Raw genomic sequence first — 20,508 nt, forward strand, 5'->3', positions numbered from 1 at the left:
TGTTGCCTCCTAATGCGAAACGTTCTATTTCATTGTATGAAGACGGTTTGTCCAAACATGCACGAGATGTAAGTTATGACAAAATCGTGAACAATTGAACAAAGGGGTTGTCAAAATAAGCAATCGTTGTTATGATAATTACGTGAATGAAATCACAAACAACCTTATACCCCTTTGTTTGACCGTGAAAAATTTCTCCCATCCCCTTTGTTGTCTTAAATGACAATAAAACAAAAGATCCGGCTTCGGCCGGGTCTTTTGTTTTGTAATTATTTACTCAGCGACGTATCGCCAAAACGTTCCGTATTTTACGGGAACTTTTTCAACCTTTTGTTTCAGTTGAAGTTTTTTCATTTCTGTTTCGACTTCTTGAACATCTAAATCATAGACGACTGCGATCTCTTTCGTGGCGACAAACTTAAAATGCTTCAAGAATGACTCAAGCGGAGGAGGTGGAGCTGGTTCGGGACAAAACCCGAGCATTTCGTTGATGAGCTCGACGTAAATGCTGTACGGATAACAACCAGAAATTTTAATCCCTTCTTCTTCAATGTTTTCATTAAAGAAGACGAGCGTAGGCACTTCATGGACGTCCATTTCGGCGGTAATTTTTAAATCGCATTGAAACGCTTTTGCCGCACTATTGGAATGGAGATCTTTTAAAAATTCATCGATATCTAGCTCGACGCTTTTGGCACATTCGACTAACACCGACACATCGGAAATATTTTGTTTTTCTAAAAAGAGAAGTTCTTGCAATTTGCGCAAAAAACGGATTCCGGCTCGCTTCCCTTGCAACTCCGCCGCTTTAATTGCGATGGAGGCTGCATACGGAGCAGGGATCGGATTTTCGAGCCATAAACTTCCGTCACAAGACATGCCGGAACGGCTAGCGGTGCGTTCCCACGTATGCGCGATCGCTTCGAATTTCTGCTTTTTTCGGACATTCAAGGTAGCTAATTTGCCGCTTAACACGTGTTTCAGCGTAAAAAATCGTCCGTATTCAATTAACAGCTTTTTTATGACCGGTTCAAGCGCCCAACATTCCGGACAGAGCGGATCGATAAACAAATAAATTTCCAACGGTTTTTTTTCGCCATTGCAATGCTGGAAGGCAAATGGATCTAGCTTGCCCCCAGCCATTTTTTCATTCAAACGAATGCTCCTTTCTGTCTTGTTCTGGAGTGTTGATCATATGTTGGGCGGTTAAAACGAGGCGTTGATAAAATTCGTCACGCGCTTGTCCGGATAAATTGACTTCATCCATCGCTTCGCGCATACAGGCAAGCCACGCTTTTGCCCGCGTCGGAGTAATTTCAAATGGCAAATGGCGCGCCCGAAGCATCGGATGGCCGTGCTCTTCCGTGTAAAGCGGCGGTCCACCTAAATATTGCGTTAAAAATTGCTTTTGTTTTCTTGCGGTTTCGGTTAAATCATCTGGGAAAATCGGTTTTAAATCAGGATGCTGGGCGACGCGATTATAAAAAGCTTCCACAAGCTTTGCGACCATTTCTTCTCCACCAATTAATTCGTAAGGTGTTTTCCACTGTTCTGCCATTGTTAATAACTCCTTTAAACCAAATATCTTGTACTGTTATTGTAACAACGAAGCCCTTATATCTCAAACAAAGTGACTTAATAAGAAAAGCGGAGGCGACTGTATAGCCCCGACAGGCGCTGGAGGACCCGCGAGGAGGCTGTTTGCCGCCACAGCGGGGCCGAAGCGTCCAGAGGGGCTAGGAGCCGCAGCTAGACAAGAAAAGCGGAGAACGGTCCTTGGCTTAAGCCAAGGAAACATCCGACAGACGCGAAAGCTTTCGACGAAGACGTGCTTGCACGTCGAAGGAGAAAGCAAACGCGGAGGAGGATGTTAGTTCGCAGCTAGACAAGAAAAGCGGAGGCGACTGTATAGCTCTCGAAGCCAAACGTTGCCGATTCAGAAAAAGGTTTTCCATTCACATAAAAAACCTCCCTTTTCAGAGGGAGGAAAGGTTATGAATAATATGTGTTTAATATCTTTTGGACATACGCTCTCGTTTCACGAAATGGCGGAATGCCCCCGTAACGATCAACGTTTCCTGGTCCGGCATTGTAGGCGGCGAGAGCGAGCTCAAGATCGCCGTCATACCGGTCGAGCAACTGTCGTAAATATTTTGTCCCCCCTTCAATATTTTGCGCTGGATCGAACGCGTTTGTGACACCGAGCATTTTCGCCGTGCTTGGCATTAATTGCATCAAACCAGCGGCACCTACGCGGCTAACGGCGTTTGTGCGAAAATTCGATTCATGGAGAATAACGGCTTTAATAAGCTGTGGATCGATATCGTATTTTGCCGCTGTTTTTTCAATAATGTCATCAAGAGAGCTTGCCGCAAGCGGCGCTGCTTTCGGTTCGTTTGGACGATAAGCTGTTTCCAATGCTATTGGCGAAGCAACTAGTTTTTCTTGTTTGTCTGTGGAGGAGAGCGACACTTTTGTTAACAATTCCTGAAAAGATGTTCCCTCCGCAAATAACTCATTTGGCGGTGATGGCTGATTAGAAAAAGACCGAAGCGCTTGAAGTTCCATCCACATTTTTACTTGTTGAATGTTCACCGTTGTTCCTCCTCTTCATATTTCTTTTCATAAAATCGCTTTATTTTGTTTTTCGTTGGGCGAATAGGAATATTCATTGACGCCAGCAACTGTTCAAATATCGCTTTGCCATGCACACGATCAACCGTTTCGTATTCGACTTCATAATCTTCCGTTTGCAAATAGAGGCTATGGTCAAGCACAAGCAGACCACCTTCATACGGAAATTCAGCGCGATAAGTGGCTAAAGTACCGAAATAATGGATTGAGTTAGGAATAACCCCAAGCGACTGCAACAACGCTTCCATTTCGTCCGGAAAGTCGCTTGTTCCTTTCAATAGCATTTCCGCTTCTTCTGCTGTCAATGGCTCGTGTGTTTCTAACAATCCTTCCGTTATTGTTTGTTTAAGCGTTAACGTATGCGTGTGCTGCTTCACACGAATGCGTAGCGCTGCTCCTTTTTCTTTGAGCGAAAACGATGGTGTATCAAAATAATGGTTTTCTTGATACGAAAAAGCGTCGTCATCGATGTGAAACGCTTGCTTCATCCGCAAAAACTCATCTTTCGTCAACAGATTTTTAAATTCAATCTCTATTTCTTGCTTCATCGCTCTAACCCCTTCCCTTACATTTATTATGAAATGTTTCTGATGGAATAGCAATGGTTTATTATGCATAGGTTGAGTATGGTAAAATAGAAGTTGGATTGTTTGATGGGAAGGAGATATTGCGATGCGAAAAACGATTACGATTACCGATGTAAAAAAACGTGATGAACAATTATGGTTATTGAGCGAGGCGCCGTCGTTTTCTTTAGAAGGGGCTATCCCGAAACGGTATATGCTCGTTGATTCGGTTGAGCGATCGTTTGTTTATATAGTAGAGCAAGCCGATGAATTTGTGTATGTATCGATTCCGCAGCCGTGCTGGCGCGAAATAAAAGAAGTGCTTACGCAGCCGTTGACCGTATTTTTGCAAGCGGGAACGGTGGAACTTGAACTAGCCGGCTTTCAAGAAGAACTTGCATATTTAATTGGAAATATTGAAGGAAATGCGAACTACGGTGAAGAAATGGAGAAGGCGGTAAAAGATACGTTTCTTACATAATCGTTGGTGGTGGTAATATGGTGAAACACTGGGATTTATTTTTAGCTCCGTATAAACAGGCAGTGGAAGAATTAAAAGTGAAATTGAAGGGGATGCGCACCCAGTTTGAAATGCAAGGCCTCCATTCTCCGATTGAGTTTGTCACCGGAAGAGTCAAACCGATTGCGAGCATTCTTGATAAAGCGCAAAAGAAAAACATTCCGCTTGACAAGTTGGAAGAGCAAATGCAAGACATCGCCGGCATTCGCATGATGTGCCAATTCGTTGACGATATTAAAACGGTCGTCGAGTTGTTGCGCCGCCGAAAGGATTTTGAAATTGTCGAAGAACGAGATTATATTACGCAAAAAAAAGAGAGCGGCTACCGCTCGTACCATGTCGTCATTCGCTATCCGGTGCAAACGATCGACGGGGAGAAAAACATTTTAGCGGAAATTCAAATTCGTACGCTAGCGATGAATTTTTGGGCGACGATTGAACATTCTTTAAATTATAAATATAGCGGCCGCTTTCCTGAAGACATTAAAGCGCGATTGCAGCGGGCAGCGGAAGCGGCGTATCTTTTAGATGAAGAAATGTCCAAAATCCGCTTTGAAATTCAAGAGGCACAAGCAGCCTTTTCACGAAAACAAGAAACAAAAGGGGAAGAAGCATGAGGGAGAAACAACAACCGCTGAAGTTTGCCGTTACCTCCAAAGGGGACGCCATTTCCAACTCATTAATGCAAAAAATAAAAAACTACTTAATCGATTTCGGGCTTATTTATGATGAAGATCAGCCGGATATCGTCATTTCGGTTGGCGGTGATGGAACGTTGCTTTATGCGTTCCATCGCTATTGTCGCCGTTTGGACAAGACGGCGTTTGTCGGTGTGCATACGGGCCATTTAGGATTTTATGCGGACTGGGTGCCGGAAGAAATCGAAAAGCTAGTCATTGCGATTGCGAAAACGCCGTATCAAATTGTTGAGTATCCGTTGCTTGAAGTGATTATCCGTTACGTAAGTGGTGGAAAGGAAGCGCGATATTTAGCGCTGAACGAATGTACCGTGAAAAGCGTCAACGGCACGTTAGTGATGGACGTTGAAATTAAAGGAGAATTGTTTGAAACGTTCCGCGGCGACGGTCTTTGCGTTTCGACCCCGTCAGGAAGCACCGCTTATAATAAGGCGTTAGGCGGCGCGATTTTGCATCCGTCGTTAGAAGCGATTCAAGTGGCGGAAATGGCGTCGATCAATAACCGTGTCTTCCGGACGATTGGTTCCCCGCTTATTCTGCCGGCGCATCATACGTGCATGTTGAAGCCGGTTAACCAAGTGGATTTTCAAATTTCGATTGACCATTTATCATTGCTTCATAAAGACGTTAAATCGATTCAATTTCGCGTCGCAGACGAAAAAATCCGCTTCGCTCGTTTCCGCCCGTTTCCGTTTTGGAAAAGGGTACGCGACTCATTTATTGCCGATTAAAAAGAAAAAGGAAGGTAGACATGTTGAAGCGGTTTACATTGCAATGGACAATTGGAGAACGAGAGGACGGAAGGCTCGTTCGTGATTTTTTAAAAGAGCAACAAATCTCAAAAACCGCATTGACTGATATTAAATTTCACGGCGGGGCGATTGAAGTGGATGGAAAACCGGTCACCGTCCGGCATCTGCTTCGTTGCGGTGAAACGCTAGCGGTTTCGTTTCCACCGGAAGAACGAAGCGAGGATATGAAACCAGAGCCGCTCCCGCTTGAAGTGGTGTATGAAGATGAATACGTATTAGTCGTGAACAAACCACCGTATATGGCGACGATTCCTTCGCGCGAACATCGAAACGGAACGTTAGCTAATGCGTTATTGCATCATTATGACGAGCAAGGGCTATCGTCAACGATTCATATTGTGACAAGGCTTGACCGCGATACATCCGGTCTTGTGCTTGTCGCCAAACATCGCCATGTGCATCATTTGTTGACGGAATGGCAAAAGCGCGGGAAGGTGAAGCGAAAATATGAAGCCATTTGCCACGGGCTGATCTATGAAGAAAAAGGAACGATTGATGCACCGATCGGCCGAAAAGATGACAGTATTATAGAACGCGAGGTTCGCGCAGATGGGCAGCGGGCAGTGACGCATTTTCGCGTACTAGCTCGCTTTGACAGTTATACGCATGTAGCGTTGGAACTTGAAACCGGACGGACGCATCAAATTCGTGTCCATCTTGCGCATTTAGGCCATCCGCTACTAGGGGATGATCTGTATGGCGGCAGCCGCGCATTCATCGCGCGCCAAGCGCTACATAGCAAAGCGCTCACTTTTTTCCATCCGTTCCATCAACGAACATATCACTTCGAAAATTCGCTTCCTAAAGATATGCAACTATTAGTAAACGGGCCACATCATTCGTGAGCCCGTTTTTCTTCGTCAAACGATTTAAACTTTTCCGGTACGTATGGCATCGACGACGGTATGGAAACCGTCTCCATTTCAGGATAGCGAAGCGCGGTTAGCGATCCGCCAAAGATGCAACCTGTATCAATATTAACGGTTCGATTGACGAAACGTGGTGTTCGCACAGGGGTATGCCCGTATACAATCCACGCAGTTCCTCTGTAATGTTTTGCCCAATCGCGGCGAACCGGTGTTCCGTCCGGATTCGTTTCGCCCGTAATATCCCCATACAGCACAAACGTCTGCACTTTTTTATCATGCTTGCCGATGTAATCTTGGCGAATGCCGGCATGGGCGATAATTAAATTTCCGTCGTCTAGGCGGGCATATAATGGTGCCTGCTCGTAAAGAGTGATAAATTTCTTTTTGATGGCCTCCTGTTCTGCTGGCGATAACGCTTCGTATTCTGCCACCGTCGTTTCAAGCCCGTGCGCAATTTGCACGTTGCGGCCGAGAAAAAAACGGTATAGTTTATTGCAATGATTCCCAGGGACATAGTAAGCGAAATTGTTTTCGACAAGTGAATAAACGGTTTCGATCGTTTGTAACGACTGCGGACCACGGTCGGTTAAATCGCCGACGAACGCGAGTTTTCGACCATTTGGATGAATCGGAATGCCACTTTCCCATTCGTAGCCTAGCGTTTTCGTTAATGCGACAAACTCGCCATAACAACCGTGAATATCGCCGATTATGTCGATTTTCATCATCTCACCTGCTTCTGCTTTTTATATATGATACATACATGAAGCAAAAAGCCGCAACACACGGCTTATTCGTCGGAAGAAAACATAAATTTTTTCGTGCGCGAACGTACGTTTAGCACGAGGCCAATTGCTAGCATATAAGTCGCTAACGAACTTCCCCCGTAGCTAACAAACGGAAGCGGCAAACCCGTAATTGGGAGCAGTCCAATCGTCATCCCAACATTTTGGAACACTTGAAAGGTAATCATGCCAATGACACCAGCACATAAATAGCTCCCGTATACATCATGGCTCTCTAAGGCGATGTGAACCATTCGGTAGACGAGCAAGAAAAAGAGCGAAACGACGATGCTTGCTCCGATAAAACCAAACTGTTCCGCAATAATACCAAAAATAAAATCAGTATGTGCTTCCGGCAAATATACATCTAAATTTTTATATCCCTTTCCGTACATCTCTCCTGACCCGATTGCCAAGAGCGAACGAATGAGCTGGAACCCTTGCTCGTTGGAATATTCGTACGGCGCAAGCCAGCCGTAGAATCGGTCGAGCTGATACTCTTTTAAAATATATTTATGGAAAAAATCAGGGAATTGAAAGAAAATAAATACGAGCGTGGAAGCTGCAAAAACCCCGCTGAACACAATCCCTAAAATAATGCGCCAACGAATGCCAGAAACGAGCACGAGCGAAGCCGCAATTGCCGTATATACCATCGACATCCCCATGTCAGGCTGACGAATTAATAGCAATAACGGTGGGGCCATCGCGAGCGCAATTTTTCCTAATAATTTAAAGTCGTCTTCAATCGTCGGCTCCGGATATTTTTCGCGATGGATGACGATAATTCGGCTAATGACGATGATCATAAAAATTTTCATCAGTTCTGATGGCTGAAAATTGCCGGCTCCTGGGATGGAATACCAGCTTGTCGCTCCTTTAATCGTGACGGTTCCAGGGACGTTCAATTCAAGTCCGAGCAATAACACCATGCCAAAGCCGTATAAATACCACGCGAGATGGAAAAGGCGATCGTAATCAATCAACATCGTGACGGCGATGACGAAGGCGCCGATGACATACCATTGCAGTTGTTTGGCGGCAAAGTTAATATGTTGCAATTTTGCTGGTAAAGACGGCTGGGCACTATGAATCGCAATCGCGCTGACAATCGCAATTAAAAATAAAAGAAACAGCAAATGATAGTCTAATTTTTGTTGCGGCAGTTTATCTTGTTCCATCGTTCATTCCACTCCATATGAAAAAAACTCATCATATCCATATTAGCTAATTCCATTATTTTTGCAAAGGAAACGATGAAAATCAAGCGGAAAAATTTTGTCGCTGGGCGAACGAAAAAATTATTATTTTTTCATGCGCGTTTTTTTGTTATAATAAAATTAATACTTGGTACTAATAACAAATAATAAAGGTGAACAATATAGGAGGATGGCGAATGACGTTATCGTTAAAAGGACGCACGTATGTCATTATGGGAGTAGCAAATAAACGAAGCATTGCATGGGGAATTGCCCGCTCGCTTCACGCGGCCGGCGCACGGCTTATTTTTACATACGCCGGGGAGCGGTTTGAGGAAGAAGTCCGCAAATTAGTGGACACGCTAGAAGATGATACGACGTTAGTATTACCGTGCGATGTCACGAACGACGAAGAAATCGTGAACTGCTTTGCAGAAATTAAAGAAAAAGTTGGTGTGATTCACGGCGTGGCTCACTGCATTGCGTTTGCAAACAAAGACGATTTAAGCGGTGAATATATGAATGTGAGCCGCGAAGGCTTTTTATTGGCGCACAATATTAGCTCCTATTCGTTGACCGCGGTGGCACGGGCGGCAAAAGAGTTAATGACCGAAGGCGGCAGCATCGTCACATTGACATACCTTGGCGGCGAGCGAGTCGTGCAAAACTATAACATTATGGGCGTAGCGAAAGCGTCTTTAGATGCGAGCGTGAAATATTTGGCGAACGATTTAGGAAAATACGGCATTCGTGTTAACGCCATTTCCGCCGGCCCGATTCGGACACTATCTGCGAAAGGCGTCAGCGATTTTAACTCGATTTTAAAAGAAATTGAAGAACGTGCCCCTCTTCGTCGCACGACGACGCAAGAAGAAGTCGGCGATGCGGCATTGTTCTTGTTCAGCGATTTATCGCGCGGCATTACCGGCGAAATTATTCATGTCGATTCCGGATACCATATTTTAGCTCGTTAATCTACACAAGCCAACGGACTTGAGCCGTTGGCTTGTTTTTTTTCGAAGGAACCATGGTAATCAGTCGCTTTTCCTTATAGAAAGCATACATTATGTTATAGACCATCGCGAGGAGGAGTACAGATGAAACAAATCGTTCCGAATGAGCCGCTTCTTTATATTGTGCAGCCGAAACTAGAGCCGAAAACGTCGTATATGCAGCAGTTGTTTCAAGCGAAAAAAGCAGCTAATCGCGCGAATAAGCTAGAAGCGGTAATGAACACGAAACAGTTTCAAGAGATGACGCTAGAAGAACAAGTACAATTTTTAGTGAAGCTCCCGCAGCAATTGTCTCCTATTAAATGTAAAATCGTCACGAAAAAAGGAGAGTACCAAGGATTTATTTCGGAGTACCGAAACGGACACTTAAGATTTCAAATGGAAAAAGGTGAGAAAATTACTATCCCGTTTAAACAAGTTGTTTCTGTTTCACTAATTGGCTTTGCGAAAGGTAATTAACTAATTCATATTCACTAATCGTTGCTTCTGCCAGTTGCCAAGCTGGCAGAACTTTTTATACATATTTTTGAACATAAAGGCGATTGTGATGGAAAAAATGCCTTCCTTAGGGTAGATGTCTATGCATAATGAAAAGAGCATCATATGTTGTTAGTAGTATTTCAGCAGGTGGAAAAGACACATGCTATTTCAAAAGGAGGGGATTATGTGGAGCGGACGACCATTGAACCATGGATCGTGGATGAAACGACCCATGAGTTTTTTGTACCTGACTATATTGAACAGTTGGCCGATGAGGTACTGCAAAGCTACGATTTATCAGTGAAAAGCAGGCAGATCGTTACAACTAAGCCGGATAAAGGCGGTGCGATTTGGAAGCTTGAAACGAATAGAGGCTCGAAAAGTTTAAAATTATTGCACCGCCGGCCAACAAGAAGTTTATTTAGCTTAGGGGCGCAACAATATTTAGTCGAAGTGAGAGAAGCGAGAGTACCGCCAATCATCAAAACAAAAGACGGGGAAAATTATGTGGAAGCAGGGGGGAAATTATGGTTCGTTGCCGAATGGATCGAGCCATTGGCACCGGTTACAAAAGATTTGGAAGGGGCAAAACAGCTTTGTTACGCCCTTGGTGAGTTTCATCGTTTAAGCAAGGGGTATACGCCACCGAAACAGGCGGAAGTAGCTTCCCGGGTGCGCAAATGGCCGAAAAGCTATCAAAAAATGATTACGAAAATGACGTGGTTTCGCAATATCGCTAATGCGTATAAAGACATGCCAGCAAGCCCTTCTTTATTAGAAGTGGTCGACGAATTTGCAGAGCAAGCAAAAAGAGGGCTTGAGCGACTTCATCAATCAAGCTATGCGGAGTTAAGTAAGCTAGGAAATGCGTATTGGGGGCTCGTGCATCAAGACTACGGCTGGTCGAACGGCCAGATGGGGGAAAACGGAATGTGGATCATTGACCTTGACGGCATTGCCTTTGACCTGCCGATTCGCGATTTACGAAAGCTGATTAGTGGCACGATGGCGGATTTATACCGCTGGGACGTCACGTGGGTACGGGAAATGATCGAAGCATACGATGAAGCAAATCCTCTTACGCCTGAGCTATATGAGATTTTGCTGATCGATTTGGCGATGCCAAACGAATTTTATAAAAATATAAAAGAAATTGTATATGAGCCGGAACTATTTCTTGGGGAACAAACAAAACAGCTTATTCAAACGATTGTCGAAACGGATCAGTCGAAATGGCCGGTATTAGAAGACATTCAAACCGATTGGAAGGGGAGGAGATAAAGGTGAAAATATTAATGGTTTGTACAGAAAAACTCCCGGTTCCTCCGTTATTAGGCGGGGCGATCCAAACCTATATTTCTGGTATTCTCCCTTATTTGCGACCGTTTCACGATATAACAGTGTTAGGAATTAGCAATCCATCGCTTCCAGACGAAGAAACGATTGACGGGATTCATTATGTACGTGTCCCTGGAAAAGTATTCGAAATCTACCGGAACAGCGTTGTCCGCTACATCGAAGCGAATGAATTTGATTTAATCCACATTTTTAATCGCCCACGCCTTGTGTTGCCGATCCGTCAAGCGGCTCCCCAAGCGAAACTCATTTTAAGTATGCACAACGATATGTTTGATCCGGAAAAAATCGATCTAGAAGAAGCAAATGAGGTCATTGCAACCGTGTCAGGAATCGTCACGGTGAGCAATTATGTTGGAAATGCGATACGTGAGCTATACCCGCAAGCAGCTACCAAAATTCGCATCATTTATTCCGGAGTCGATACGGCGCGATTTTTGCCAGGGACACATCAAAAAATGCAAAAAATCCGTAACGAGCTTCGCAAAGCGCATGGGCTAGAGAACAAAACAGTCATTTTATTCGCCGGTAGGCTTTCGCGCAATAAAGGGGTCGATAAATTGCTAGAAGCGTTACCAGAGCTTGCGAAAAAACATAAAGAGTTAGCGTTAGTCATCATCGGAAGCAAATGGTTTAGCGAAAATAAAGTTAATGATTATGTCGCCTATGTCCGGGCGTTAGCTGAAAAACTTCCGATCCCTGTCGTGACAACCGGTTTTGTTGCGCCCGATGAAATTCAACATTGGTTTGCAGCCGCTGATTTGTTCGTTTGCACATCGCAATGGCAAGAACCGTTAGCACGGGTGCATTATGAAGCAATGGCAGCCGGACTCCCGATCGTCACGACGGCAAGGGGCGGCAATCCAGAAGTGATTTTAGCGAATGAGAACGGTTTAGTCGTGGAAAACCCAGAAGACCCGAACGGATTTGTTACAGCGATTTCGCAACTATTATCGGATAAATCGCGGATGAAAAAAATGGGGGAAAAAGGAAGAGAACTTGCCGTTTCTATGTATACGTGGGATCGGGTCGCTTCCGAGTTGCTAGAAGTGTGGGAACAAGCAGAAGAAGTAACACAGCCAACGCTAGAGCAAGCACATGCGGGAGAAGTAACGTCAGAACCGCTAGAAGCGATCAAGGAATCACCGAAGGAAGAAAAGAGCGAACAAGAAACAAAAGAAAAGGAAGAAAAAGCAAAGAAAAAGGCGAAGAAAAAAGCAAACGAAGCTGCAAAAGAAATGGCGAAGCAAGCAGGGCGAGACGACGATGCGACAACGACAAACGAAACGAAGAAAAAAACAAAAAAAGAGAAGCGCCAACCGTTTATTTTATCCTCTTCTTATACGGAAAATGCGTCGGACAAGAAAAAAGGAAAAGGCGATCCGCCGTTTATCATCGGCTAAAAAAGATGCCTCAATAGGGCATCTTCTCTTTATTTCTTTCCAATGCTTCGTCGTAGACGACCATTAACCGGTCGGCGACATGACGAAACTGAAACTTCTCTTCTACTTGCGCTCTCGCTCGGCGAGCCATTATTTGCGCTTCATCGAGATGAACGAATAGATCATGGATCGCTTCAGCAAAAGCAGCGGGATTGGCATAATCATCAATGACTAAGCCGTTTTGCTGGTGTTGAATGATTTCAGCATTGCCGCCGCGGTTCGTTGTAATGATCGGAATGCCGGCGGCCATCGCTTCGTAATGAACGCGAGCAAGCGGTTCGTGCCATTGTGAGCTGCAAACGAACACATCGGCAATGAGAAAGAGCTGCGGGATTTGTGCGGACGGAACGTAGTTCGTAAAGACGACCCGATTTCCGAACGGAGCAGCTATCCGGTGCAGCTCGCGCACATAATCGTTCCAACTATTTTCGCTAAACCAACGGCCGCCAGCGATGACAAGCACCGCGTCCGGATGTTGCGAAAGAACAGTGCGCATCGCGTGAATGAGCATGTGCGGCCCTTTCGTTTTGCTTAATCTCCCGATAAATAAAATCACTTTTTCCTCTTTAAGCCCGAGCATTTGCCGCATCTTTTTTCGGATTTGCTGACCTTCCGCTGTCCAAGCAGGGACGTATTTCGTAACATCCACTCCCGAATAAATGACGCGCATTTTTTCTTCCGGCACGTCGTACCGTTTCAGTACTGTTTGTTTAATGTAGTGGCTGACGGAAGTAATAAGGGTGCTATCGGCAATAGCTTGTTCGGCTATTTCTTTGCGTAGTTTTAGAGGAGAAAACATATCGTTATGCAAGCTTAATACGATCGCGCTTTGTTTTGCTGCTTCTTTATATTGAGGAATGCGGCTAGGACGGTTAAACACGTGGATAACGTCAAATGCCCGCTTTGTTAATGCATTGGCGATGTCTTGTTCGTACGTTTCTTTTGGAAAACGGATATATTCAATTCCGTTCGTCATTTCTTGCGCTGGCAACAGCGGATCGGTAATCGAAAAAATGGTAAGAGTATGTTTGCCGGCGATAAAAGGAGCGACCCCGTCAATCATCAGTTGGATCGCTCCGCCTTTCACGGCGGGAGAAGGCAATTTTTCCGTGCAAATATAGGCGATATTCATTGTTCTTCCTCCCGATAAAGCGTGCGAATATACTCGATTTCGCGCGCTATTCCTTCTTTCAACGTCACTTTCGGGCAATAGTGCAAATACTTTTCTGCCAATGAAAGGTCGGCCCACGTATGTTTCGGCTCTCCGATGGCGGATGCGGTATATTGCCGAACGGCTTTTTTTCCTGTCAGTTCTTCTAGCAATGTGATGACGTCATTGACCGAGGCTTTTTCCTTTCCCCCAATATTGATCGTTTTGCCAATGGTTGCTTCATTGCCTAAAACTGCGGCGGTGCCATCAATACAATCGGAAATGTACGTGAAATCACGGGATTGGGTGCCGTCGCCAAAAATCGTGATCGGCTCGTTCGCTAGCAACTGTTTAATAAAGCGATGAAACGACATATCAGGGCGTTGCCGTGGGCCGTATACCGTAAAATAGCGCAAAACGACCGTCGGGATGCCGAACGTCGTGTGGTATACTCGACATAAATGTTCCCCCGTTAATTTCGTGATGCCATAAGGAGAAAGGGGAGCTGGCTCCATCCCCTCCGATAGCTTCCCGTCTTTTTCGCCGTATACAGAAGAAGTAGACGCATAAATAAACTGTTGAATACGTGTGTTTTTGCACGCTTCAAGCAAACGTTGTGTCACGGAAATGTTATGAATGGCGTATGCTTCAAAATCGCTTCCCCAGCTCGTACGAACGCCTGGCATCCCCGCTAAATGATAGACGGCATCTGCATCGCGCAATAGTTCATGTAACGGAGCGGCTAAAAGATTTTCGGAAATGAGCGTAAATCGTGGATGGGCAAGCAGCGGTCCGATGTTGAACGTTTTTACGTGCGAAGGAGTTGGACCGATCCATCCGTCAATGCCGACGACCGTATTCCGTTCGCCTTCGAGCAACTTTTCACATAAATGCGAACCGATAAATCCCGCTGCTCCTGTAACGATAATTTTCACCCGACACCAACTCCTATATAATGTAGTCCAGCTGCTTCGACTTCCGCACGATTCAAGCAGTTTCGTGCATCTAACACGATGACGCCATTCATCTGTTTTTTTACGTTCTCCCAATCAAGCTGTTGAAACTCTAGCCAATCTGTTGCAACAACGATCGCATTTGCTTCTTCTAACGCCTCCATCAGTGTGGACGACTGTACGACGTTTGGCAAATGATCGTTGCTTAATTTCGCTTTCGGGTCATAGGCACGAATGGCGCACCCAATTTCGCTAAGCTTGCGGATGAACCGCTCCGCCGGCGATTCGCGCGTATCGTCCGTATTTGGTTTAAACGCAATTCCAAGCACGGCTACGGTTTGCCTCGGCAAATCATAGATTGCTTGCTGTAGTTTATTGATATACACATCGATTTGCGACTCATTGATGTGTTGAACGGCCTGTAAAAGTAGCGGCTCAATGTTTTTTGCCCGGGCTGTTTGCTCAAGGGAGCGGACGTCTTTCGGAAAACACGACCCTCCATAGCCGAGCCCTGCCTGTAAAAAATGCGGCCCGATGCGCGGATCGCAGCCAATTCCTTTCGCGACATCGTTCACGTTAACAGAAAACGCGTCGCAAATGCGAGCAATTTCATTAATGAAAGAAATTTTCGTTGCTAAAAACGCGTTTGACGCATATTTAATCATTTCTGCTCCTGTGAGGCTTGTGACGATGTACTTTGCCGAAATGCCGGCATACATCGTCTGGATGATGGCTAAAGATTGATCGTCATCGTGCTGGAGACCGACGACAATTTTATCCGCGTGCAACATATCGGAAATGGCGGAGCCTTCCCGTAAAAATTCCGGATTGGAAACAACGTGGAATAAGTGAGAAGGGATGCCTTTTTCAATGAGCATTTCATATATCCATTCGTTTGTGCCCGGTGGGACAGTGCTTTTTGTAATAATCGTTTTATGTGAATGAATGTAAGGTGCTAAGCTGTCGATGACCGATTGAATGAAACGCAAATCGGTGCTTCCGTCCGGCAATGAAGGCGTCCCGACACAAATGATCATGACCGGATGGCTCGCCCCTTCCGCGAAGGATGTCGTAAATGATAACGATGACTTATTTTTTTGGACTAATTCATACAGACCTGGTTCGTAAATCGGCACGTGTCCGTTGTTCAGCTGCGCGATTTTATGCTCATCTTGATCGACACAGCAAACGGTGTGGCCAAGTTCTGCTAAAACGGCCGCGGTCGTCAGTCCGACATATCCTGCCCCGATGATGCTTATTTTCATTTGAACACTCCTTTCATTAGACGTAAAAAACCAGGCGAATACCTGGTTCTTCCGTTATTCTTCTTCGTCGTCTGAACGGGCGGAAGACGGTGTATCAAGCGATGTGATCTCTTCGATGTGGACGGTGATCGTTTTCCCGTCATTTGGATAAAACTGGTCTGTTAATAATGTCACCGTCCCTTTTCTCGGATTGAACGATTGAAAAATAGCGTTATAATACGTTTGTTTTGCTGTGTGCACATTCATTTCTGTTCCCGGCAGCAACTGTTGCAGTTGCAACATAATCGCTCTGTTTGTAGAACTTGTTTTTTTCTTGAGCGGTTTCGTGTGCACAAAGACGCTGTACATGATTGTCACTCCTTTCTAGATCGTGAACGTATCTACTGTATCATATGAAACGTTGGGAAAATGACCTAGACGAACGCCTAAAACGAGGGGATTTTATAAAATGGGAAAACAGGATGTGGTGTTTACATATAATGGATAAAACGACTATAAGAGGAGAGAATAGCATGTCTAGTCCATTTTTCTTTTTCGTGCTTGCGCTTGCAAGTTTTCGTTTAACGAGGCTTTTCGTCTATGATGCGATTACCTCGTTTATCCGCAAACCGTTTCATGAAATAGTAGAAGAAACGTTGCCGGACGGAACGACGGAAACGTTTCTTGTCGTTAAAGGAAAGGGGCTGAGGAAATGGATCGGGGAATTGCTAAGTTGCTATTGGTGTACAGGAATATGGTGTGCGGCGTTACTGTACGCCGGCGATATGATCTGGCCAGCCGTATTTGAACCGCTTGTATTTGTTTTAGCGATTGCCGGCTGCGCTGCTTTTTTAGAAACAATTGTGCAAAAACTTCTCTTCTAACGAAAACCTCTCCTAGCGATCAGCGGGAGAGGTCACGTGTTGATAATAATACTATTAAGAGAGGCGATGCCGTTCGGCAGTTCGTTGCCATAAACAAATCCATCAATGACGGTGGAAGGGGCGTTTGCCGTTTTTTTGATGCGAATATGCATATTGGCTAGCCGCAATTCTTCGTTCGGCAGCAATTTGTTTAGGTGAATTGGTTTGATCCAATATTCGCCATCGTTTTTGATTCGTTCACGCCAGTTTTCATAGGCAAATATCCATTCGATAGAGTCCGGATCGTCGTGCCGAGTCGAGTAGGTAGCGATTTTTCCGCTCAATTCTGCCTCCATTTTCGGTCGGACGCGCAAGCAGACGATCAAGTTTTGCAGCGCTTCTGTCCCGATATTTTGAATAATAAAATCGCCGATGACGAGCGTTTCTTCTTCCGGTGTTTCGGGAAGGAGAGTGGAATACGCAAATAAGGCTTGCGCTTTAACGACCGCTTGTTTTTTCTCTTCTTGCACGGTATATTTTAATTTTTTTAAGTGCTGAATTTGTCGTTCTGCTTCTTCTAGCGCGACTTCGTACGATAATAATTGTTGCTCGAGCTCGGCAATTTTTTTTTCATATGGTTCGACATATACAGATTCTACGTCATGCAGTTTTTCGAGCAAAAATTCGTTGCGCAGTTTTTCTTTTTGTAATTCCGTTTCTAACGCTTTTACTTGTTGTTCGTATTTGGCGATTTCCGCACGGTAATAAATTAGTTTTTGCTGGAGCTGAATATGGTGGTTTGGGGGTTTTTGTCCCATTTGTACCCCTCCTTTACAGCTATATATATGTACGAAGCTGTATTTCATACGAATAGAAAAAACAAAAAAGGCTGTTGTGTTCGGCAACAGCCTAACTCGTGAAGTTTAGTGACTTGGGAATACTTCTGGGCATTGTGGTGGGAATTTGTCGGCTGGGCAAAGCGTTGCTTCTAAAATTTCTTCGCGCGGTTTACAGAAACGAGCTTCGACTTCGATTTTCACTTCTGCTTCCATTTGCACTTCTAAGCAAAGGGTAATGGAAACGTCTAGTTGCGAGAAGTTGTTTGTGCAAATAAGGCTAGCATCGCATTCAAAGAAGGAGATGTGGCAGTCGAGCGTCGTTCCTTCTGGAGCGCATAAGATAAATGTTTGTGCAGTTGCAAACGGAATAGCATCCGATTCACAAACGACTTGCCCGTTCGCATTCACTACTTGAACGACTACATGCCCTTTGACAAGCACTTTTACTTTTTGCAACGTGACTTCATCACCTGATGGGAGCGTGACGGTAACTGGTTGACGGCCATTTGGTTGGATAATTTCTTGGCAAATGAGCGCGTCGTTATCGACGACTGGATCAATTCGATTGCCGTCTTCATCGGATAAGAAGCAACGAATCGTGAAGTCGTGTGGGTTCATCCCGTTCGATGTGAAGAAGTCACAAATGCTTTCATGGTTTCGTGGGCATTTGTCTTTTGGGAAGATCGCCTCTAATTCGCTATTAGAAAAGCTTCTAAGCGGCACATCGACTTGACGCGTAACCCAGTCATACACTTTACGAGTCTTAATGCATACTTTTTCTTTATGATGAGAGTGACCCATAACTCTTTCCTCCTGTTTAAAATTTTTCCCGCTGAAATAAATTCCTACGGGTGTTAGGACTACTGTATAGTATGAAAAAGTTAGGTAAATGTGCCGTGACAAAAGCGGAAATTTCATTTTTTTGGTCTAAAAGGTCGTACGGTTGAATTTGTTGTAATTAGAAAACTTTTGCAAAGGGGGATTATACGTGAAAGCAAAGCAAGCAGACGATATTGTGCTTTTGAAGCAAAAAATTATTTATTTACAATCCGAGCTAGCACGTTATAAGGCGAAGGCGCAAGCCGAAGGGGACGGAGGTGCTATTCAGCGAGAAAACGAGCGATTAAAAGAATCGCTCGAAACAGCGGAAACAAAAGTAAGAGAGTTAACAAAGCAAGTCGAAGCCGTCATGGCGGAAAACATCATTTTAAAAGAACTTGCCTTACAAAGCGAGCAACGTTATGAAGAGCTAGAAAAAGTCAAACGGGAAAAAGCGGAATTGGAACGGCAGTTGATGCAATCTCGACCGAACAGAGGTGCAGAAGAGAACGAAAGTTGGTTTCTGCATACATTGCGGCAGCAAAATGCGATCGCCAAACATGAAAAAAGCGAACCGTCATCGCTTTCTAGCCCGTTTTCATTTAGTGGAGAAGAGGAGTAGCCATCTTTCTCCGCTTTCCACGTATTGAAATGGGAACTTGACCGTTACCAATTGCTTTGTTCCGTCATACAATAAGTCATAACTTTACACATGGAGGGGATAAAAGATGAACGGGAAAAGACCGGTTGTCATTAGCGGAACGAAGGCCTATCCTCTGTATTCATCGTCTTCGGAAAAAAGCAAAAAAGGCGGCTGCGGTTGCGGAAAGCTGATTAAAAAAAAGTAACGAGTGAAGAGGATTATCGGAAAAGATAATCCTTTTTTTGTGAAAAACGCCTATACCACTATTGAGATAAATGCATAGTCTAACAATGCAAACCTTTCTATAACGAAGGAGGAAGTGAACATGTCAGAACATAAAAAGGCGCGTGTCATTCACGTCGATAAGTTAATTGTTCATGCGGATGATGTTGTGATTGTGCCAAAAAGACGCATTGACGATCCATGGTTTTCTTCGCGTCGCGCTCGTGTTGAAGAGGTAGAGGAGATGCAAGAAATGAACGAGTCCGACGAAAATGAAGGAAGAAAACCGTTTTCGTGGATTTAACGAAAAACAGGGGTGGAAGCATGGAACGATTTAAAAATTACGGGCTTTGGCTAGCCATTGGCTCTTTTATGGTGCTTGCGTTGCAAACGTTCGGTGTCGATGTTGATTTAGGTAAATACGAACGGCTGTATGATGCGTTTTTAAGTATTTTAGTCATGGCCGGCATTTTAAATAATCCGTCGCTCGGCCGCGGCTATTTAGACAAAGTGGAAAAGAAAGAATAAGCGAAAAACTGCCTCAAATAAGGGGCAGTTTTTTTAAGTAAAAAATGGAAGGCATATTTTTCAGCGTACAATCCATTCTAACAATTGTAATCAATTTTATTAGGAGGTTTTGATCATGACCGTAGCATCACAAGTGAAGCAAACATTAGCCGGATTAAAATCAGCGCAAGCAAGCTTTGAAACGTTCGCTTTGCAAACAGAAAATAAGGCAGCGAAACAAATTTATCAGCAAGCAGCTCAGCAAACACAAGCTATTGTTGACTTAATTAACTCTCGGGTCCAAGAAATCGAAAACGAGGAGCCGCAATATAAGCAATAAAGGCGTTACAAGGTTGGTTCTGAACCAACCTTTCGGCCTTTTGATAAACTACATAACACGAATGGATTGATAGCGGATGATGAAACAGCTGATTGGAATAATAATCATCGGATTCGTATTGTTAGGGTGTGCGAGAGAACCGGGAGTGCAAAAACAGTCGTTACAAGGAGAAAATATGATCTCGCTCAGCACAGATGGAACGGCGCGATCGCATGAAGAGAGCCAGTCGGTTGCTGAACAAGCGGTCAAACAAGTAAAAGCGCGCAACGAGATTCGCGATGCTGTGGCGGTCAGTACGAACCGCAAGCTGTTGCTCGCCTATCAAGTGAAACAAATGGATCGGTTTCGCATGAAACAAATCGCAAAAGACATTCAACAGCAACTTGAACTATTGTTTCCAGACCACGATGTTACTATTTCTAGCGATTTAAAGTTATTTTGGAAGACAGATGAACTACGTGGGAAGATCGAAAAAGACCATATGAGCGAACGAAAGATTAATCAACAAATCAACCAGTTAAAACGGCTAAGCGAAGAGCGCACATAAAGAGGTG

General features: G+C 44.5%; 26 protein-coding genes. 14 read left to right on the forward strand and 12 right to left on the reverse strand.

Annotated elements, in window-relative coordinates; translation table 11 throughout:
- Window positions 1-273: 273 nt before the first annotated feature.
- The 4 genes from M4I42_RS11250 to M4I42_RS11265 form a co-directional block, all read right to left on the reverse strand.
- The gene (locus M4I42_RS11250; RefSeq protein WP_442864106.1) at window positions 274-1,155 is read right to left on the reverse strand and encodes a ClpXP adapter SpxH family protein; all 882 of its coding nucleotides are present in this window, start codon (window positions 1,153-1,155) and stop codon (window positions 274-276) included.
- Window positions 1,148-1,558 carry a globin domain-containing protein gene (locus M4I42_RS11255; RefSeq protein WP_268852260.1) on the reverse strand — a complete coding sequence of 137 codons (411 nt, stop codon included), beginning with the start codon at window positions 1,556-1,558 and terminating at the stop codon, window positions 1,148-1,150. Before M4I42_RS11255 ends, M4I42_RS11250 begins: the two co-directional genes overlap by 8 nt.
- Window positions 1,559-1,992: 434 nt before the next feature.
- Window positions 1,993-2,595: a lytic transglycosylase domain-containing protein gene (locus M4I42_RS11260; RefSeq protein ID WP_268852261.1), complete on the reverse strand. Its 603-nt coding sequence runs from the start codon at window positions 2,593-2,595 to the stop codon at window positions 1,993-1,995.
- Window positions 2,592-3,182 (reverse strand): CYTH domain-containing protein, encoded by a 591-nt coding sequence (locus tag M4I42_RS11265; protein ID WP_268852262.1) that lies wholly within the window; start codon window positions 3,180-3,182, stop codon window positions 2,592-2,594. Before M4I42_RS11265 ends, M4I42_RS11260 begins: the two co-directional genes overlap by 4 nt.
- A gap of 124 nt (window positions 3,183-3,306) precedes the next feature.
- Here M4I42_RS11265 and M4I42_RS11270 point away from each other — a divergent pair, with 124 nt between their 5' ends.
- The 4 genes from M4I42_RS11270 to M4I42_RS11285 are packed head-to-tail and all read left to right on the forward strand — an operon-like array spanning window position 3,307 to window position 6,075.
- Complete coding sequence (locus tag M4I42_RS11270) at window positions 3,307-3,681, forward strand: hypothetical protein (RefSeq protein WP_268852263.1); 375 nt, start codon at window positions 3,307-3,309, stop codon at window positions 3,679-3,681.
- Window positions 3,682-3,698: 17 nt separating this feature from the next.
- The gene (locus M4I42_RS11275; protein ID WP_268852264.1) at window positions 3,699-4,337 is read left to right on the forward strand and encodes a GTP pyrophosphokinase; all 639 of its coding nucleotides are present in this window, start codon (window positions 3,699-3,701) and stop codon (window positions 4,335-4,337) included.
- Window positions 4,334-5,149, forward strand: coding sequence for an NAD kinase (locus tag M4I42_RS11280; protein ID WP_268852265.1), 816 nt, complete (start codon window positions 4,334-4,336; stop codon window positions 5,147-5,149). Before M4I42_RS11275 ends, M4I42_RS11280 begins: the two co-directional genes overlap by 4 nt.
- A 20-nt stretch (window positions 5,150-5,169) precedes the next feature.
- A complete protein-coding gene (locus tag M4I42_RS11285; protein WP_268852266.1) occupies window positions 5,170-6,075 on the forward strand; it encodes an RluA family pseudouridine synthase in 906 nt (301 codons plus the stop codon).
- Here the strand turns inward: M4I42_RS11285 and prpE are convergent.
- Both prpE and M4I42_RS11295 read right to left on the reverse strand, forming a co-directional pair.
- Window positions 6,066-6,824 carry a bis(5'-nucleosyl)-tetraphosphatase PrpE gene (gene prpE, locus M4I42_RS11290; protein WP_268852267.1) on the reverse strand — a complete coding sequence of 253 codons (759 nt, stop codon included), beginning with the start codon at window positions 6,822-6,824 and terminating at the stop codon, window positions 6,066-6,068. The two genes, M4I42_RS11285 and prpE, sit on opposite strands and share 10 nt — an antisense overlap.
- A 65-nt stretch (window positions 6,825-6,889) precedes the next feature.
- A complete protein-coding gene (locus M4I42_RS11295) occupies window positions 6,890-8,065 on the reverse strand; it encodes an FtsW/RodA/SpoVE family cell cycle protein (RefSeq protein ID WP_268852268.1) in 1,176 nt (391 codons plus the stop codon).
- A 215-nt stretch (window positions 8,066-8,280) separates the two neighbouring features.
- Here M4I42_RS11295 and fabI point away from each other — a divergent pair, with 215 nt between their 5' ends.
- The 4 genes from fabI to M4I42_RS11315 all read left to right on the forward strand — a co-directional run bounded on the left by fabI (window position 8,281) and on the right by M4I42_RS11315 (window position 12,335).
- Entirely contained in the window at window positions 8,281-9,057 is a 777-nt protein-coding gene (gene fabI / locus M4I42_RS11300; RefSeq protein ID WP_268852269.1) for an enoyl-ACP reductase FabI, read from the forward strand.
- 123 nt (window positions 9,058-9,180) lie between these two features.
- On the forward strand, window positions 9,181-9,555 hold the full coding sequence (locus tag M4I42_RS11305) for a CotO family spore coat protein (RefSeq protein WP_268852270.1): 375 nt from the start codon (window positions 9,181-9,183) through the stop codon (window positions 9,553-9,555).
- 207 nt (window positions 9,556-9,762) lie between these two features.
- On the forward strand, window positions 9,763-10,857 hold the full coding sequence (locus M4I42_RS11310) for a CotS family spore coat protein (protein ID WP_268852271.1): 1,095 nt from the start codon (window positions 9,763-9,765) through the stop codon (window positions 10,855-10,857).
- Window positions 10,858-10,859: 2 nt separating this feature from the next.
- On the forward strand, window positions 10,860-12,335 hold the full coding sequence (locus M4I42_RS11315; RefSeq protein WP_268852272.1) for a glycosyltransferase family 4 protein: 1,476 nt from the start codon (window positions 10,860-10,862) through the stop codon (window positions 12,333-12,335).
- Window positions 12,336-12,345: 10 nt separating this feature from the next.
- On the opposite strand, the gene M4I42_RS11320 is transcribed toward M4I42_RS11315, so the two are convergent.
- From M4I42_RS11320 to M4I42_RS11335, 4 genes are read right to left on the reverse strand one after another with little or no spacing between them, the layout of a single operon-like run.
- Entirely contained in the window at window positions 12,346-13,506 is a 1,161-nt protein-coding gene (locus M4I42_RS11320; RefSeq protein WP_268852273.1) for a glycosyltransferase family 4 protein, read from the reverse strand.
- Window positions 13,503-14,459 carry an NAD-dependent epimerase/dehydratase family protein gene (locus tag M4I42_RS11325; protein WP_268852274.1) on the reverse strand — a complete coding sequence of 319 codons (957 nt, stop codon included), beginning with the start codon at window positions 14,457-14,459 and terminating at the stop codon, window positions 13,503-13,505. The genes M4I42_RS11320 and M4I42_RS11325 overlap by 4 nt, the downstream gene beginning before the upstream one ends.
- Window positions 14,456-15,742, reverse strand: coding sequence for a UDP-glucose dehydrogenase family protein (locus M4I42_RS11330; protein ID WP_268852275.1), 1,287 nt, complete (start codon window positions 15,740-15,742; stop codon window positions 14,456-14,458). The genes M4I42_RS11325 and M4I42_RS11330 overlap by 4 nt, the downstream gene beginning before the upstream one ends.
- A gap of 54 nt (window positions 15,743-15,796) precedes the next feature.
- Window positions 15,797-16,090 carry a hypothetical protein gene (locus tag M4I42_RS11335; protein WP_268852276.1) on the reverse strand — a complete coding sequence of 98 codons (294 nt, stop codon included), beginning with the start codon at window positions 16,088-16,090 and terminating at the stop codon, window positions 15,797-15,799.
- Between the two features lie 164 nt (window positions 16,091-16,254).
- On the opposite strand from M4I42_RS11335, the gene M4I42_RS11340 reads away from it, so the two are divergent.
- Entirely contained in the window at window positions 16,255-16,605 is a 351-nt protein-coding gene (locus M4I42_RS11340; protein ID WP_268852277.1) for a DUF1360 domain-containing protein, read from the forward strand.
- A 32-nt stretch (window positions 16,606-16,637) separates the two neighbouring features.
- Here the strand turns inward: M4I42_RS11340 and M4I42_RS11345 are convergent, their stop codons facing one another.
- The gene (locus tag M4I42_RS11345) at window positions 16,638-17,402 is read right to left on the reverse strand and encodes a hypothetical protein (RefSeq protein WP_268852278.1); all 765 of its coding nucleotides are present in this window, start codon (window positions 17,400-17,402) and stop codon (window positions 16,638-16,640) included.
- A 105-nt stretch (window positions 17,403-17,507) separates the two neighbouring features.
- Window positions 17,508-18,224 (reverse strand): hypothetical protein, encoded by a 717-nt coding sequence (locus M4I42_RS11350; protein ID WP_268852279.1) that lies wholly within the window; start codon window positions 18,222-18,224, stop codon window positions 17,508-17,510.
- 187 nt (window positions 18,225-18,411) lie between these two features.
- On the opposite strand from M4I42_RS11350, the gene M4I42_RS11355 reads away from it, so the two are divergent.
- The 5 genes from M4I42_RS11355 (at window position 18,412) to M4I42_RS11375 (ending at window position 20,501) form a co-directional block, all read left to right on the forward strand.
- A complete protein-coding gene (locus M4I42_RS11355; protein WP_268852280.1) occupies window positions 18,412-18,864 on the forward strand; it encodes a hypothetical protein in 453 nt (150 codons plus the stop codon).
- Between the two features lie 346 nt (window positions 18,865-19,210).
- The gene (locus M4I42_RS11360; protein WP_268852281.1) at window positions 19,211-19,411 is read left to right on the forward strand and encodes a hypothetical protein; all 201 of its coding nucleotides are present in this window, start codon (window positions 19,211-19,213) and stop codon (window positions 19,409-19,411) included.
- A gap of 20 nt (window positions 19,412-19,431) precedes the next feature.
- A complete protein-coding gene (locus M4I42_RS11365; RefSeq protein WP_268852282.1) occupies window positions 19,432-19,635 on the forward strand; it encodes a holin in 204 nt (67 codons plus the stop codon).
- A gap of 115 nt (window positions 19,636-19,750) precedes the next feature.
- On the forward strand, window positions 19,751-19,954 hold the full coding sequence (locus M4I42_RS11370; RefSeq protein ID WP_268852283.1) for a DUF1657 domain-containing protein: 204 nt from the start codon (window positions 19,751-19,753) through the stop codon (window positions 19,952-19,954).
- Between the two features lie 76 nt (window positions 19,955-20,030).
- Window positions 20,031-20,501 (forward strand): YhcN/YlaJ family sporulation lipoprotein, encoded by a 471-nt coding sequence (locus M4I42_RS11375; RefSeq protein WP_268852284.1) that lies wholly within the window; start codon window positions 20,031-20,033, stop codon window positions 20,499-20,501.
- Window positions 20,502-20,508 lie beyond the last annotated feature (7 nt).

The organism is Anoxybacillus sp. J5B_2022, from assembly GCF_026847645.1.
GTDB lineage: Bacteria > Bacillota > Bacilli > Bacillales > Anoxybacillaceae > Anoxybacteroides.